Annotated in this window: 17 protein-coding genes and 1 rRNA gene; 9 read left to right on the forward strand and 9 right to left on the reverse strand. The window is 46.6% G+C overall.

The features are described 5' to 3' along the window. Positions 1–3 precede the first annotated feature (3 nt). The 4 genes from K2Y22_12400 to K2Y22_12415 form a co-directional block, all read right to left on the reverse strand. Entirely contained in the window at positions 4–486 is a 483-nt protein-coding gene (locus K2Y22_12400) for a hypothetical protein (GenBank protein MBX9879252.1), read from the reverse strand. 9 nt (positions 487–495) lie between these two features. Continuing rightward, positions 496–1,449 (reverse strand): 16S rRNA (cytosine(1402)-N(4))-methyltransferase RsmH, encoded by a 954-nt coding sequence (gene rsmH / locus K2Y22_12405; GenBank protein ID MBX9879253.1) that lies wholly within the window; start codon positions 1,447–1,449, stop codon positions 496–498. A 28-nt stretch (positions 1,450–1,477) separates the two neighbouring features. Next, positions 1,478–1,948 (reverse strand): hypothetical protein, encoded by a 471-nt coding sequence (locus K2Y22_12410; GenBank protein MBX9879254.1) that lies wholly within the window; start codon positions 1,946–1,948, stop codon positions 1,478–1,480. A gap of 189 nt (positions 1,949–2,137) precedes the next feature. Next, the gene (locus K2Y22_12415) at positions 2,138–2,974 is read right to left on the reverse strand and encodes a M55 family metallopeptidase (protein MBX9879255.1); all 837 of its coding nucleotides are present in this window, start codon (positions 2,972–2,974) and stop codon (positions 2,138–2,140) included. Positions 2,975–3,244: 270 nt separating this feature from the next. Here K2Y22_12415 and dapF point away from each other — a divergent pair, with 270 nt between their 5' ends. From dapF to K2Y22_12435, 4 genes are read left to right on the forward strand one after another with little or no spacing between them, the layout of a single operon-like run. After that, entirely contained in the window at positions 3,245–4,171 is a 927-nt protein-coding gene (gene dapF / locus K2Y22_12420) for a diaminopimelate epimerase (protein ID MBX9879256.1), read from the forward strand. Continuing rightward, entirely contained in the window at positions 4,171–5,103 is a 933-nt protein-coding gene (locus tag K2Y22_12425; GenBank protein MBX9879257.1) for an FtsQ-type POTRA domain-containing protein, read from the forward strand. Before dapF ends, K2Y22_12425 begins: the two co-directional genes overlap by 1 nt. Positions 5,104–5,105: 2 nt before the next feature. Beyond that, positions 5,106–5,486 (forward strand): fluoride efflux transporter CrcB, encoded by a 381-nt coding sequence (gene crcB, locus K2Y22_12430; protein MBX9879258.1) that lies wholly within the window; start codon positions 5,106–5,108, stop codon positions 5,484–5,486. 10 nt (positions 5,487–5,496) lie between these two features. Continuing rightward, positions 5,497–5,832, forward strand: a complete 336-nt coding sequence (locus tag K2Y22_12435) for a DUF190 domain-containing protein (protein MBX9879259.1) — start codon at positions 5,497–5,499, stop codon at positions 5,830–5,832. Here the strand turns inward: K2Y22_12435 and K2Y22_12440 are convergent, their stop codons facing one another. Continuing rightward, the gene (locus K2Y22_12440) at positions 5,833–6,261 is read right to left on the reverse strand and encodes a hypothetical protein (protein ID MBX9879260.1); all 429 of its coding nucleotides are present in this window, start codon (positions 6,259–6,261) and stop codon (positions 5,833–5,835) included. Further along, complete coding sequence (gene mazG / locus K2Y22_12445; GenBank protein MBX9879261.1) at positions 6,252–7,034, reverse strand: nucleoside triphosphate pyrophosphohydrolase; 783 nt, start codon at positions 7,032–7,034, stop codon at positions 6,252–6,254. The genes K2Y22_12440 and mazG overlap by 10 nt, the downstream gene beginning before the upstream one ends. Positions 7,035–7,149: 115 nt before the next feature. Between mazG and K2Y22_12450 the strand changes: the two genes are divergently transcribed. From K2Y22_12450 to K2Y22_12460, 3 genes are read left to right on the forward strand one after another with little or no spacing between them, the layout of a single operon-like run. Beyond that, the gene (locus K2Y22_12450) at positions 7,150–8,556 is read left to right on the forward strand and encodes a UDP-glucose/GDP-mannose dehydrogenase family protein (GenBank protein ID MBX9879262.1); all 1,407 of its coding nucleotides are present in this window, start codon (positions 7,150–7,152) and stop codon (positions 8,554–8,556) included. After that, positions 8,553–9,503 carry an SDR family oxidoreductase gene (locus K2Y22_12455; protein ID MBX9879263.1) on the forward strand — a complete coding sequence of 317 codons (951 nt, stop codon included), beginning with the start codon at positions 8,553–8,555 and terminating at the stop codon, positions 9,501–9,503. The genes K2Y22_12450 and K2Y22_12455 overlap by 4 nt, the downstream gene beginning before the upstream one ends. A gap of 11 nt (positions 9,504–9,514) precedes the next feature. Then, complete coding sequence (locus K2Y22_12460; protein ID MBX9879264.1) at positions 9,515–10,192, forward strand: HD domain-containing protein; 678 nt, start codon at positions 9,515–9,517, stop codon at positions 10,190–10,192. An 18-nt stretch (positions 10,193–10,210) separates the two neighbouring features. Here the strand turns inward: K2Y22_12460 and K2Y22_12465 are convergent, their stop codons facing one another. From K2Y22_12465 to K2Y22_12475, 3 genes are all read right to left on the reverse strand, one after another. After that, complete coding sequence (locus tag K2Y22_12465) at positions 10,211–11,485, reverse strand: hypothetical protein (GenBank protein ID MBX9879265.1); 1,275 nt, start codon at positions 11,483–11,485, stop codon at positions 10,211–10,213. A gap of 25 nt (positions 11,486–11,510) precedes the next feature. Beyond that, positions 11,511–11,852: a hypothetical protein gene (locus tag K2Y22_12470; GenBank protein MBX9879266.1), complete on the reverse strand. Its 342-nt coding sequence runs from the start codon at positions 11,850–11,852 to the stop codon at positions 11,511–11,513. 162 nt (positions 11,853–12,014) lie between these two features. Beyond that, positions 12,015–12,671 carry a tetratricopeptide repeat protein gene (locus K2Y22_12475; protein MBX9879267.1) on the reverse strand — a complete coding sequence of 219 codons (657 nt, stop codon included), beginning with the start codon at positions 12,669–12,671 and terminating at the stop codon, positions 12,015–12,017. A gap of 134 nt (positions 12,672–12,805) precedes the next feature. Here K2Y22_12475 and K2Y22_12480 point away from each other — a divergent pair, with 134 nt between their 5' ends. Then, the gene (locus tag K2Y22_12480) at positions 12,806–13,714 is read left to right on the forward strand and encodes a hypothetical protein (protein ID MBX9879268.1); all 909 of its coding nucleotides are present in this window, start codon (positions 12,806–12,808) and stop codon (positions 13,712–13,714) included. 343 nt (positions 13,715–14,057) lie between these two features. Next, positions 14,058–14,945, forward strand: a 16S ribosomal RNA gene (locus tag K2Y22_12485); the annotation flags it as partial.

The following is a 14,945-nucleotide window of genomic DNA, read 5'->3' on the forward strand; positions in this document are numbered from 1 at the left end:
TGTTTAATAGCCTGACATTACTGGCAGGTGGTGCTTACGTGGTTCAAACTGCACCATTGCCGGCGGTAACACTTCTTTGACGATCATCACCTGTTCAGGGACACGCAAAGCTTTGCGTGCTGAAACGGAATCGGCAATACCTTGGAATGAAATCACTCGCAAAAGTTGAGCGGAAAGTTCTGTGTTTTGCTCACTCAAGCGGCGTGCTTGTTCTTGCAACTTGCTTACTTCGGTTGAAGCAGCGACATCAAAGCCGTAACCTAAAATTGCCAATCCGCATAATGCCATGAGAGCTGTGCGCAGAGTCTTATTGATGCGCACGGGCCACGGAATCTGACGCGACTTCGGCTGACTGATAAATACCGGAGCTAAATGTGTTGGTCTAACTCGCTCTACTTGCGGAGCATGGGCCAGCGACGAGGCTGGTGCCGGATATATGTTCGCTCTCTGATTGAGGCTGATTTGCGCAGATCTTAAACTCTGCATATATATCCCCTAATGATTTTCCTGGGAGACCAATTTTTCTCCAGCCCGTAGTTTAGCACTACGTGCCCGGGGATTGGCAAGTACTTCTTTAATATCAGCCACAATCGGTTTGCGGGTGATTACAAGTAATTCGGATCGCTTGGTGCACGTACATACAGGTTGCCGAGGGGGGCATATACAATTGAGTGCGGACTCCTTGAAAATTTGCTTAACTATGCGGTCTTCAAGGCTGTGAAATGTAATGACCACAAAGCGTGCTCCGGGAGCAAGAAGCTCGATACCTTTGCGCAGGAAGGATTTCAAGTTGCCAAGCTCATCATTGACTTCAATACGCAGCGCTTGAAAAGTTCGTGTAGCTGGGTGCGATTCATCAAATTTGGATGGGCGAACACAACCACGAACAAGCTCTGCCAACTCAAGTGTATTTTTGAATGGACGGTTTTCAACAATCCTCTTGGCGATTCTTCTGCTGTGTCTTTCTTCGCCATAAATGAAAATGATCTCAGCCAATTCTTTCTCTGAATAGCTGTTGACAATCTTTTCGGCAGTCAACGTTTGAGTTTGATCCATGCGCATGTCCAACGGTCCATCGCGCAAAAAACTAAATCCACGATCCGCGTCGTCTAATTGACGAGATGAAACACCAAGGTCTGCAAGAATGCCACCGGTAATTTTTGATTCGCCGGCTTGCTCCAAAACTGATTCAATATCGCTGTAATTTGCGTGAAACAAATTCGCTTGACCGGAAATTTTTTCTTTGAGCAATGACAGAGTTTGATTGTCGCGATCAATGCCGATGAATTTGCCGTCGCCATTTAACCGTTTGATCATTTCCTGCAAATGCCCGCCATAGCCGGCCGTTGCATCCACCCAGACTTTGCCCGGATGAAGGTTGAGCTGCTCCATTGCCTGATCAAGCATGACGGGCACATGGTTAAAAACTGGCAATTTACTTTCGTTCATTGCCTAAGAATAAACCACTTAGCTGTGGTTAGTTGTGACGGTGATTTAGAAAATCAAAATCCCAACAGCAAATATAGACAATTTGCAAGCTGAGCAAAGCGGCAATGGGGCTAACCAGCCACCCATACTGGTGGCACCAGCTTAGCTCGTCCTTATAAATACCACAGGCGGTTAGTAAGTTCAGGATCAATACAGGCAACAAGGACAAAATAACAATTGTCGTCAATTGCGAAGCTGTTGCCGTAGTACCAGCCCAATGCCAACGATAGCCATCCCACCAAAATGTGGGGGCAACTTTCCAGCCGAGATCATTCGCCGGATAGAGATAGCGTCCGCCTTTTAGAGGCACAAACATGCGTTTGCAGCAGTTGCACTTGAATGTTTCTGTAAGACCATATGGCTCAACCACACCACCGGCACAACGAGGACATGGATAATTCTGGCTCAGCGTAATGATTTGCTGCCGGAAAGAAATATGCTGCGATGAGGGATGGAACATAGCCGCTGTCCAGAACGGGGAAACCAGTTGGTGCCTTTGCAAACCCAGACACTTTTTACGCTACCTGTCATAGGTTAAATACCCGGCAGACACCCCTAACCTTCGCCCTGTTGACAATCTTGACAAAATTTAATCTTCGCCCGAACCCGCAAAAGCACGATCCAGAGCCGTTTCACAGGTTTTTTACACCTAGCTGAAGTAGGGGTCTCTGCGCGAGGCAGCAATAGCACCAATAGCGAGCATCATTTTGAAAAGTTGGCTGTAGTCTTCGTGAGTTATCTCGACTTCGCGGTCAGCGACTCGTTTTACATAGGGTAAAAGCTCCGCCCCGTCAGCCATGACAGGATCAAACATCACAAGACTGAGTGTTGATGGGCTTTTCGGCTTAAACAACGTCCAGTTATTCTTGTTTTTCAAGGCTTCGCAGGATTCCGAACGAAGCTTGTCCAATACTTGTTTTACCGGCTTAAAAACAGCTGAATAACGCGATACTGCTTCTTTGACGGCAACACATGAGACATTGCCTAATAAGTCTTTGGCTTCGGTACAAACGGCATCATCGCCGGCAATCATTGCCACTGGAATGTTGAAATGACCGGCTAATGCAGCATTTAGTCCCGTTTCGCCAACGGACACTCCATTGAGTTTTACATCGAGAAAAACCTGCGATCTGTAAGTGTGGCTCAATACACCGCGTGCTGTTCCTGCTTTGCTGTGATAGCCGACAAAGATAGCCGCATCAACGCCATCATCGACACCTGAAACCATAGAATATGGCTTCTGCCAGCCGGAAATAAGCTCAGCTGATTGATGCAGCAGTTCCGGCTTTAAATTACGCATATCGAAATGCGCGTCATTGACCAAAATTGACTTAGCACCGGCAGCAATTGCCCCTTCAATTACGGCATTTGCCTCCTGGTGCATGATTTCTAATGCGCGCGGATAGCCAGGCTCGCCCGGCTGCGTTTGACTGGAGTGAACGATGCCATTACATCCTTCAAGATCAACAGACAAATAGACGCGCATTAAGAAGCCTTTCTCTTGTATGCTCCAGGCTCATTGCATTCGCCCTTCGCCAGCCATCCGGCTGTATTACGTTATTACGTTCCACTTCGGATTGCTCCTCGCAATCCTTCGCTTCACTATACTCCGTTCTTAACCCAACATAAAATCAATTTTTAGCCACGAATTAGGAACAGCATTTAACATATTCCCGCTTAGCCATTTTTTACTCAAGGCGCCATGTCAAGGATATGCGTATATAATTTGGTAACTTAAGAGTAGACTTGGGTGGAAATGTCCCCAACCAATATAGCTGCCAAGCCTCAGACCCTTCTGCCGTTCACCAAAATGCACGGCTTGGGCAACGACTTTGTTTTGGTCCGCAAGGACGACCTGGCGGCCTTACAAACGGGCAAAGAGATTCTTGCCGATTGGCAGAATCAAGGAAGCAGCCTTGCTCGCACTTTATGCGACAGACACTTCGGCATAGGTGCTGACGGTTTTATCTTGGTGAGTGAACCCAAAGACGAGAAGTGCGAAGTTGCTTGGACTTTTCTCAATAGCGACGGCTCTGCATCTGATATGTGCGGCAATGGACTTAGATGCCTGGCGCTATTTCACAAGCTAGGCGATCAGCAAGAGACTAGTGATTTCTTTGTCGAGACAAATATTGGCGCGATGCCTGTGTCATTCAATGGAGCCGACAACATCACCATTGATCTCAAAGAACCAATTTTGCAGAGCAAGCAAATACCGTTTAGCGGTTCTACCGAACAAGCAGTCAAGCAAACTATCACTGCCGGTGGAAAATCATTTGTCGTTACTTGCGTGAGCATGGGTAATCCTCATTGTGTAATTTTTGCTCCATCAATTCCGAAAAATGAATACTTCAATTACGCACCACAGATTCAAGCCCTGAAGGAATTTCCAGAAGGCGTCAATGTTGAGTTTGTCGAAGTGGTAAATCGCAAAAAAGCGATAGTAAAAGTATTTGAGCGTGGAGCCGGACCGACATTGGCTTGCGCAACAGGAGCAGCAGCAACACTGGTTGCCGGCGTTCTTGAAGATAAGCTGGATCGTCAAGCAACAATTGAACTTCCCGGTGGAAGTCTTTACGTTGAGTGGTCGACTTCCGACAATCACGTAAGGCTCACCGGACCTGCCACATTTGCCTTTAGTGGAGTCTTTGATATCGGCACAACTTCTTGGAGGAAAAGCTAATGGACGCACCTCCGGAACATAACCCGACATACGCCGAACAAAGAAGAGATTGGATGCGCAGCAGACGCGAAAGACGCAACCAAACAAGGTTGGCTCGCCTGCGCCGCCAAGTTTTACGCTATTTTCTCCTGAGCCTCTTATTGGCTGCCGGGATAAGCATATTTGCCTACGTCGGCTGGGCGCCAATGAATTTTGACAGAGACGTTGTGGTACACGGCAATCAAGTCGTTACAAGAGACCATCTGCGCACGGTGATGGCTCCTTATATAGGGGTTCCACTTTATCGTCTGAATCCACAACCAATTGAGCAGTCTATAAAATCATTGGAAGCAGTACGTTTTGTATTCGTGCGCAGGTATTTGCTGCCACGTCCGCATTTAGCAGTTGAAATTTTAGAAGAATATCCTTGGGCAAGTTTTGCCACCGCTCCCGAATCACCCAATGAGGCCGTCATTGCGCAAACTGGAAAGCTTATTCCGGTTGCGAGATTCCCACTTATTGTCCAACCGGAATTAAGAGTCTTCGGTCAACGCGATTTAAAGCTCACGACAGAAAGTGTCACCCAATGGGCAACCTGGGCATCTTATATAGCTGCTCAAACAAATCAAAAGGTTGAGTTTTTCGATCTCAGACAATCTTCGGACATTCGAGCTCAATCGGGCGATCTCTATCTTCGTTTGGGCACCGCCAACAACACTTTGACAAAGCGACTGGGCAGACTATCGTCTGTCATTCCTGAACTTGGACCAGTAAGAGACAAACTTGAATACATTGATCTAACAATAGACAACAACATTCCATTGAAAATTTGCTGCCACGGACACAATAAACTTGAGCGCATGCATCCGATGCCATCATCGGCTCTTCAAGAACAAGTTGCCGAAGAGAAGCATCAGGAAACATCCAGCCGCCCAGGAAGTCCAACACTATAGAAATGCTTACCCATTTATTGTTAATCGGTTCAGGTGGATTCATTGGCTCAGTGTGTCGCTATTTGCTGAGCCTGACCATTCAAAAAGCTTCTAACGGTCTGTTATTTCCATTAGGCACATTGTCTGTAAATCTAATCGGCTGCTTGCTAATTGGATTACTGGCAGGGCTTGCCGAATTTCGTGGATTGCTTTCACCGGAAGTACGCATGTTTCTTCTAATCGGCATTCTTGGCGGATTCACAACCTTTTCAACTTTTGGTTATGAGACCTATCAACTATTTAGAGACGGGCAAGCCCATTTCGCCGTGATAAATGTCTTCCTGTCAGTCGGATTAGGAATTTTAGGCGTATGGGCAGGATTTATTTTGGCAAGATCTATTTGAGGGACAGTACATGTTAGCCACAGAAGGTTATTTACTAAGAATATTTATCGGCGAAAGCGACAAACAAGAAGGCCGTCCCTTATACGAGTGGATATTAGTTAAGGCAAAAGAACACGGTCTAAGTGGTGGCACCGTATTTCGCGGGATAGCCGGCTTCGGTGGAAGCAGCCAAATTCACACTGCAAAACTTTTGGAATTGTCTTCGGACTTGCCTATCGTAATTGAGATAGTTGATTCTTTGGAAAAAATTGACGCGTTTTTGCCTGTCATCGACGGAGCTATTCACGGAGGACTGGCTACTGTTGAAAAAGCCAATATACGCCTCTATAGAATGGGCAAAAAATAGTCAGTTTCCAAACGGGTAGGCATGTATCTGGAAGGAGCTGCCTTTCTTGTTTTTCCCAGTATTGATCGTAATACTGGCATAAGCAATTCCTTTTTTGATTACTACCACAGCATGAGTTGAAGTTTCAACTTGCTTAGGTTCGGCCTTCCAGCCATATTTGGACACTTGCGTCTTGTAGTACTTAGTGACCTTCGCTACCGAGTCCTTCGATTCAAGGTAGGCGGTGTAATTTATCGGCGTGTTTTCGTATTGCTCGCTTTTTTCGCAAGTTTTGGAGGTTACATTGGGATAAATTGGAGCAGGAAAATCTTTGCACGAATCTTTTGCCGGAGTCAGATCGTATTTGGCATCTTCCGATAGTTTGCCTGTCTCCGAGCAAGCACAAAGCACAAGCATAACCGCAATAGAAACTGTTGCAATTAAACGCATGCTTTTGCCTGCTCCCATAAAACTGCCAACTCCTTCTTGCTCAATTCCTTCAATGGCTTTTTGGTTATCTCTTCCATTTTACGGAAACGTTGTTTGAATTTATCCATAGCCAACAACAATGATTCTTCCGGATTCAAATTTTGCCAGCGCGCCACATTTACCAATGTAAACAATACATCTCCCATTTCCAGATCGACATCTCTATCTCTCGGGCTGCCATCCGAATTGGCAATTGCTTCTTGAAGTTCAGTGAGTTCACTGTGCACTTTTGCCCAGACTTCATCAATATCATTCCACTCAAAGCCTTGTTCAACCGCCTTCTCGGATATTTTTAAGGCTTGCAATAAAGCCGGCATGGTCGCAGGCACGCCATCAATAGCCGATACATTACCGGCTGCATTTTTCCTTTCCTGACGTTTTAACTCTTCCCACTGCACCTTGACTTGCTCGGCATTTTCAACCTTGGCTTCACCAAAGACGTGTGGGTGCCTATTTACAATTTTTTCGTTTATCGACTTTGCTATATCTTGGATATCAAATTCGCCGGCGTCCTCAGCCACCTGCGCATTCAAAACGACCTGCAGCAATAAGTCACCAAGTTCTTCTTTTAGCTTTGCCGGGCTGCCTTCATGAATGGCTTCCAGCACCTCATAGGCTTCCTCCAACAGGTAACGAGCCAGCGTTCTGTGGGTCTGTTCGCGATCCCATGGACAGCCGTCGGGCGCGCGCAGCCGAGCAATAGTTTCAATAAATTCATCAATAGCTGATTTCATGGCAACCTGAGTAGATCATCAAAGTAGAAGAGATCTAGTATTGTTATATCGGAGCTGTTTGTCCATAGGGGGCAGATTTCCAAGCGAACAATGCTCTATTGGAAGGATATAACTCGTGCAAAAGGAATCTCTAAACGTCTGCGTAATAGGCGCCGGTTACGTAGGACTTGTGACAAGTTCGTGCTTAGCCTATTTCGGCAACAAGGTGACTGCTGTTGAATCAAACAGAATGCGCTTAGAGAAGTTGCAAAAAGGCATCATTCCATTTTTTGAGCCGGGCGTTGAAGAACTTGTAAAACAGTGCACACAATCAGGCACTCTTGAATTCACTTCAGATATTGAAGCTGCCGTCAAAAAGGCAGATGTAATTTTTATTGCCGTTGGAACTCCATCGCAACCAAACGGCGAACCGGATCTTTCACAAGTATCGCAAGCAGCCCGTTCAATTGGCGGGGCCCTTGATACCAATCACAAACGCTTAATCATCAATAAATCCACTGTGCCTGTCGGCTCAGGCAACTGGGTAGAGATGCTCATCACCCAAGGCATTGAATCCATGCAAGCAGTGCCGGCTCGTGGCGCTCAAAAATCCTTGCCGCCGTTTTGTGTTGTAAGCAATCCGGAATTTCTGCGTGAAGGAACAGCAATCCACGATTCTCTTTATCCGGACCGTATCGTTGTAGGCGCCAGCGACAAAGAATCGGTCGACACCATGAGACTTTTGTACAAACCAATACTTGATCAAAGTTTCACTGCACCAAAATTTGCGCCACGCCCAAAAGACTTGGCGGAAGTTCAGTTTATTTCAACGGATTTAGCAAGCGCTGAAATGATCAAGTATTCAGCCAACGCGTTTCTTGCTTTGAAAATAAGTTTCGCCAATGAAATCGCCAATATTTGCGAGAAGGTTGGAGCCGACGCCAGACAAGTGATGAAGGGAATCGGACTCGACAAACGAATCGGCAAACTCTTCCTCAATGCCGGTATTGGTTGGGGCGGCAGCTGCTTCAAAAAAGACATCAAGGCTCTTATTGAAGTTGCTCATGAATACAACAGCTCAACTTCGCTTCTGGAAGCAAGCATTTCTGTTAACGACAGGCAGCGTCATATTCCAATCAGTAAATTGCAGGAAGCGCTGAAGATTATCAAAGGACGCACAATTGGCTTGATGGGACTTGCCTTCAAACCAAATACAGACGACTTGCGTGATGCACCAAGCATAACGATTGCGCATCAGTTATTGAAAATGGGCGCTCTTGTAAAAGCATATGATCCTGTTGCCAACGACAATTGTTTTCATGAACATCCGGAACTGGACATCGTCTACTGTCATGATTTGTCCGAGCTAGCGACCGGTTGCGACGCCTTAATTCTCGTCACTGAATGGGATGAATTCCGCGATGCCGACTGGAATGAGATTGCCCACGTGATGAAAAAACCAATCATAATTGATGGGCGCAATATTTTGTCGGAAGAATTGCTTACACAAGCTGGTTTTACTTACAGGGGGATTGGTCATTGAGGATACTATTGACCGGAGCAGCCGGATTCATCGGTTCGCATTTGACGGAGCGGCTCTTAGAAGATGGTCATTATGTTCTGGCAATGGACAATTTGATCACCGGCAAATACGAAAATATTGCCCATCATTCAAGCAATCCGAAATTTGAATTTATCCATCACAACGTCTCCAATCACATTCACATCATCGGTGATTTAGATTGGGTAATTCACTTCGCCAGTCCGGCAAGCCCTATAGACTATCTAAATCTGCCGATTGAAACGCTGAAAGTAAATTCGCTAGGCGCGCACAACACATTGGGTCTTGCCCGTTCCAAAAATGCTAAGTACTTTTTGGCGAGCACATCAGAAGTTTATGGAGATCCGTTAGTACACCCACAACCGGAAACTTATTGGGGCAATGTAAACCCAATTGGTCCGCGCGGCGTTTACGATGAATCCAAACGCTTTGCCGAAGCCCTTACAATGGCCTATCAGCACAAGCACAAATTGGACTCAAGAATAATTCGCATCTTTAACTGCTACGGTCCGCGTCTCCGCTTCAACGATGGACGTGTTGTATCAAACTTCATCCATCAAGCGTTGACCGGCAAACCAATCACCATTTACGGTGAGGGCAAACAAACACGCAGCTTCCAATATGTGTCTGACTTGGTTGATGGGATTGTGGCATTAATGCCTGTCAAACATCATGAGCCGGTAAATCTCGGAAACCCCAAAGAATTCACAATGATCGAGCTTGCCAATCTGGTTAAGGAGTTAACCGGTTCCCAAAGCAAAATTGTCTACGAACCTTTGCCGGTGGATGATCCGCAACGCAGACTGCCTGACATTAGCAAAGCAAAAGCGCTTTTAAATTGGTCTCCCAAAATTGACCTTCGCTCGGGACTAGAGAAGACTATTGCCTGGTACAGAAAAGAAATGTCCGAACCGGCTCTAAAAACATAGAGGAGAAATCTGTGGATACTTGCTTGTCACTTTCGCCCACACAAGAACAAGTGATTAAGACTCTTGTTGAAAGAGTAAAAGAAAAAATGTCCGGCGACGGGTCAGGTCATGATTGGTGGCATGTTTACCGAGTCTGGCAGAACGCCATTGTCATAGGACAAGCAGAAGGCGCCGATATGTTTGTTGTACAAGCGGCAGCTTTGCTCCACGATATTGCCGACTGGAAGTTTAACAACGGTGACACAAAAGCAGGTGGACGCGTAGCTGGTCAATGGCTTAACGAGTTGGGCGTTGAAAGCGAAATCTGTGAAAAGGTCTCGGCAATTATTGACGGGCTGTCTTTCAAAGGCGCCGGAGTCGATACAACAATGCCCACCCTTGAAGGCAAGGTCGTGCAAGACGCAGACAGACTAGAAGCAATCGGCGCCATGGGGATAGCGCGCACATTTGCTTATGGCGGACATAAGGGCCGCCCAATTTACGATCCGACAATTAATCCGGAAAAGCACGAGACTTTCGAGCAGTACAAAAATAGCAATGGTCCCTCGATCAACCACTTCTATGAGAAGCTGCTACTGGTAAAAGACCTGATCAGCACCAATCACGCAAAAAAATTAGCCAAAGCAAGGCATGAGTACATGGAAAACTTCTTGAAGCAATTCCTTGCCGAATGGGATGGACAGCGGTGACGCTCATCAGAGCGTTAGTTATCTCAACATATCAATAAGCCGTCGAGCATCAACTACTCCTTGGTGAGTGTTAGCATCATTCTCAATGGCTGTAATAAGCGTTGCATTGAGCAAGGTGTTGCCGCCTCTGAAGGACTGACCCAAACTGGCAATTCCGGCACCAATAGCGCAGGAAGCAGACGTGCCTGTGAGATAGAAAAGTCCTCCATAGCGATCCATCGATAGAATTTGCTGTCCTGGTTCGTAAAACCAGACAGGGGGACCATAATTAGTAGCCATCTTGACCTTAAGATCGTTGTAAACGGAACCAACTAATATCAGCGTTCTGTCCTTCACAGCCACATCGCCCAAGTTTCTGTTCTCGTGACTAGCAGGAGCAAAGACAAGCCCGTTACGGCAATAGAAAGTACTTAGCATGGCGTGAACCAAAGGGTGGTTGAGCAGCGACCATGTACCACTAGCCGGTGCTGCACCGATGACACAAATCTTGCAATCAGGAGCAAGTGTCATCATTGTGTCCAGCCCTATCAATATATTCCAGTCGTCTGTTCCCAAACCACTACCGCGACTGATGTTGATACCAAAAGCTGAAGCATATGGATTTACTCCGGCGAACAAAATCTTGTTGTTGGGTTGAGCAACTGGAATAGATGCCAACATTGTGCCATGTCCTTTAGGACTGACATCATCATTGAGATATGAAGCACCCCCAAGATAATCGCCACCGGCAAGTTTTCCCAGCAGATCAGCAGTATTACTAAATCCAGAGTCTAAAAATGCAATTCTTACAGGAGCAGTCCGCCCCAAGCTTTTCATCTGCGACCAAGCATTTGGGACATTGACGGCAGTGAGATATGCTCCTTGCGCAGGAAAGTACTGGTCGTTGTTTAGTCCCACCGGCATGCCGTAGCCAGAATTGGGCGTTGTGGTTGTGCCGGAACTCAACTGACGCCAGCCGGCATACCAATTCGGTTGCATGCCGACGAGCCCTTTTTGAGAGAGCAAATATGAGGCGTTTGCCATCGTATTGCCGCCCACCCCGATTTTTACCAACCTGACAAAAGATAGGTCTTGATACTTGATTAGCGAGCACCCGACTGACTTCAAGGTGTTAGAAAATACCGTCATGTCGGTGCCAAGAGCCGTCACTGCCAACAAAACACCTGCCTCATACGGATAACCGAAATAGCCACCACCAAAACTTGGCGGTGTTGAGACGTATTGTTGAGCATCACCAGGCACACTTGCTGTGCTAATCAATGCTGCCAGTAAAAATGCAAATAGTTTCTTCATCGGAACCTCGATCAATTTAACGTGTCTAGAATTTTTGCTGTTTTTGCTTTAGGCGAACCAGTCCATACATATTGGCTTTGTCGGTAGCTTTGGTGGAAAGATCTGTAACCGCGGCTTTGATACTTGCATCACTAGGATTGTCCGTTTGCAATGACAAGAAAAAGTGATAAGCATTCTGGCATTTCTGCTGATCTGAATATTGCTTAAAATTTGGCGTTAGTGGACCAACTACACCTGTCGACGGAGGAGCCGACTCGATGAGATTGACCGGTGCAGATCCACCCTGGGCAAAAGCCGCCATGGATATTAGCGAAAGAATTGAAGCTGCCGCAGCTATATGATGAGTCTTCAAATGATTAGATCTCATACTTAACTCCCGAAAGTATTAGTCAGACTGTAGACATACCCTCGTAGAGAAGTACCTAACCGCATAAATACCTGTTCGACAGAGCGACGATCGCTAAAAGCCTGACAGTGAACAACTTTGAGGCTGCTGTTTAAACTTTATGTGTCTGGTTTATTAAACGGATCAAGACGTCTGCTTGTGAGCACTTATTATTCTTGCTGCCTCCTCGAGCTTCTTTCTCGCTTCTTCCTTGTTGCCCATCTTCCAAAGCATCTCCGCATAGTCATTGAGAGTGAGAACCATTTCTTTGCCTACAACTGAATCGTTATACGGATCGTTGAGCCTGTAAATGCGCAAGGCTTCCTCGTACCATTTAGCAGCTTCGGGATAATTGCCTTGCAAATTTTCCATGTGCGCTACATTCTGCACATTGAGACCAGTGTCGAATGCATTTTTGCCGTAGACAACTTGATCAACTTTCACTGCTTGCTTGTAGTATTTTTCAGCGTCAGCAAATCGGTGATCTCCCTCACAAACAAAACCAAGTTGTGTAAGAACACTTGCTACTTCTTTGCTGTTTCTTCCGTGATTGGATTCTGCAAGCTTCAAAAGTTCAAGGAATATTTTTTCTGCTTTTTTAAAATCTCCGGACGCAGCGGCTTCTGCACCCTCTTTCTGCAATTGACCTTCTGATTTTTTTGTTTTAGCTTCCGCATTCTCGTTGGCGCGAAAAGCTTCGCGGCATGCTATGGGATCGGCAAGTATTTGCGCAACGGACTCCGGAGCGGAGCCAGCACGCACGGGATTTTCGGTAAAACCTTCAAATTCTGGACTTTTCATTTCGCTAACCTCCATTTAATAAACCACCTAAGAAGCGAATATGTTGAGCTATCCAATAACTCTAAGTCCTGGACAATGATCGCTTAGTGCCGAACGCGCTAAACTATGCTGGCACGTCCTTTGGAATCATGATTTTGTTATCAAAGCACCTGGCGGTTATAACTATTGCGGCAAGCCTGACTTTTGCAGCTAACGCTGCCTGCGCGGAAATTGATTTAGATCAAGAAAGACAAGCCGTAATTCAAATTGTGCAAAGCGTCCCCGAGGGTTGGCAGATGATCAACACACCGGATAGCACACAAAAGGGATTGGTGCCGCTACTTTCCGAGTACCACATAACAGGGGCTGCTTCGTCAACATATCAGCGCGGGCAGAGACGCGTCAGCGTGCAGGTCTTCCACTTCCCCAACGCGTCTTGTTGTTACGGCGCCTACACAAGTTTGCGCAAAGGCTCTTCAACTGTCGTACCGCGAGGCGACGGGTCATCAGAAGAGGACAACAGCATTACATTCTGGCAAGGCAGTTATCTATTTCTATTGAATACAACTGCTGAAGATGATGAAGAAGCAAAAGAATTGATGCGTTCAATTGCCGACAAGCTGTCTCAGGTACTAAGCGAACATGCGCCTACGCCTTTTGTTTTTCGCAGGCTGCCTGATATCGACAAAGTAAAAGGCAGCGAACGTCTGGCGATGGGACCAATTTCCGGCAAGATGTTTCTTCCCCTACCTTATGTAAGCTTTTTGAAAATCGAAAATGGGCAAGCAGCCATTGCCGACTATCAGTTCATGAGCCCTAATAAGGAACGCATGAAGCTTACTCTAATTGAATATGCTGATGCCAAAACAGCGCTACAGGCGTATCAAGATTATGTTGGCAACCTAATGGGCTCACACAGTTGCCAGAGCACAGCCAACTCGGCAATGTTCAAGATGCCGGAATCCTATTTATATTGTTTGGTGACCGGCAACAGAATGTTGTTAGTTTCAGGCGCTCACAAAAGTACTTCAGCGCTTATGCTGGCCAAGCAAGTTAGGCTATAGATCTATATCGATTTTTGATCTGAAAAATACGCCGAAAGCCGCATGAATAGCCGCTTTCGATATGCTTTGATGATCAGCTCAGATATGAATACTAAACAAAAAACGAACATTCAGCTTAGCTAAGAATCACCAAAACCCTGACTGTATGGGCACTTTGGGAAGTTGACAGAGTTGTTGATTGGTTGCTATTATTCAATTCTGTGCCGGTCATGGAACTGGCGGCATCCCATCTGCGGATGTATTGAACCCTGATAACTGAATAGCCATATAAGGCGCCTGTCAAAACTTTTGAGCAAAATAGGCAAACTTAAAGCTAACAAACTCCAGTACTCCTGGAGTTCTGACAACGGAGAGTTTGATCCTGGCTCAGGACGAACGCTGGCGGTGTGCTTCACACATGCAAGTCGAACGAGTGACTGCTTTGTAGCAATACAAAGTAGAAGCTAGTGGCGGACGGGTGAGTAACGCGTAGGAATCTGCCTTGAAGTGGGGGATAGCAGACCGAAAGGTCTATTAATACCGCATACGTATATACTTCGACAGTTGTATATATGAAAGGAGCAATTCGCTTCAAGATGAGCCTGCGTCCGATTAGCTAGTTGGTAGGGTAACGGCCTACCAAGGCGACGATCGGTAGGTGGTCTGAGAGGATGATCACCCACAATGGAACTGAGACACGGTCCATACTCCTACGGGAGGCAGCAGTGGGGAATTTTACACAATGGGGGAAACCCTGATGTAGCGACACCGCGTGAGCGAAGAAGCCCTTCGGGGTGTAAAGCTCTGTCAGCTGGGACGAAACAAATGACGGTACCAGCAGAGGAAGCATCGGCTAACTACGTGCCAGCAGCCGCGGTAAGACGTAGGATGCAAGCGTTGTCCGGATTTATTGGGCGTAAAGAGTTCGTAGGTGGTTTGTTAAGTCTGATGTTAAAGACCGAGGCTCAACCTCGGGAGTGCATTGGATACTGGCAGACTAGAGTATGGTAGAGGCAAGCGGAATTCCCAGTGTAGCGGTGAAATGCGTAGATATTGGGAAGAACACCGGTGGCGTAGGCGGCTTGCTGGGCCATAACTGACGCTGAGGAACGAAAGCCAGGGGAGCGAATGGGATTAGATACCCCAGTAGTCCTGGCTGTAAACGATGGATACTAGGCGTATCGGGTATCGACCCCTGATGTGCCGCAGCTAACGCGATAAGTATCCCGCCTGAGTAGTACGGCCGCAAGGT

It is taken from the genome of Candidatus Obscuribacterales bacterium (assembly GCA_019744775.1).
Lineage (GTDB): Bacteria > Cyanobacteriota > Vampirovibrionia > Obscuribacterales > Obscuribacteraceae > SBAT01.

Bases quoted from the DNA above. Each gene is read 5' to 3' on its own strand.
- K2Y22_12400 (MBX9879252.1), bottom strand. From the start codon at position 486: ATGCAGAGTTTAAGATCTGCGCAAATCAGCCTCAATCAGAGAGCGAAC.
- rsmH (MBX9879253.1), bottom strand. From the start codon at position 1,449: ATGAACGAAAGTAAATTGCCAGTTTTTAACCATGTGCCCGTCATGCTT.
- K2Y22_12410 (MBX9879254.1), bottom strand. From the start codon at position 1,948: ATGTTCCATCCCTCATCGCAGCATATTTCTTTCCGGCAGCAAATCATT.
- K2Y22_12415 (MBX9879255.1), bottom strand. From the start codon at position 2,974: ATGCGCGTCTATTTGTCTGTTGATCTTGAAGGATGTAATGGCATCGTT.
- dapF (MBX9879256.1), top strand. From the start codon at position 3,245: ATGTCCCCAACCAATATAGCTGCCAAGCCTCAGACCCTTCTGCCGTTC.
- K2Y22_12425 (MBX9879257.1), top strand. From the start codon at position 4,171: ATGGACGCACCTCCGGAACATAACCCGACATACGCCGAACAAAGAAGA.
- crcB (MBX9879258.1), top strand. From the start codon at position 5,106: ATGCTTACCCATTTATTGTTAATCGGTTCAGGTGGATTCATTGGCTCA.
- K2Y22_12435 (MBX9879259.1), top strand. From the start codon at position 5,497: ATGTTAGCCACAGAAGGTTATTTACTAAGAATATTTATCGGCGAAAGC.
- K2Y22_12440 (MBX9879260.1), bottom strand. From the start codon at position 6,261: ATGCGTTTAATTGCAACAGTTTCTATTGCGGTTATGCTTGTGCTTTGT.
- mazG (MBX9879261.1), bottom strand. From the start codon at position 7,034: ATGAAATCAGCTATTGATGAATTTATTGAAACTATTGCTCGGCTGCGC.
- K2Y22_12465 (MBX9879265.1), bottom strand. From the start codon at position 11,485: ATGAAGAAACTATTTGCATTTTTACTGGCAGCATTGATTAGCACAGCA.
- K2Y22_12470 (MBX9879266.1), bottom strand. From the start codon at position 11,852: ATGAGATCTAATCATTTGAAGACTCATCATATAGCTGCGGCAGCTTCA.
- K2Y22_12475 (MBX9879267.1), bottom strand. From the start codon at position 12,671: ATGAAAAGTCCAGAATTTGAAGGTTTTACCGAAAATCCCGTGCGTGCT.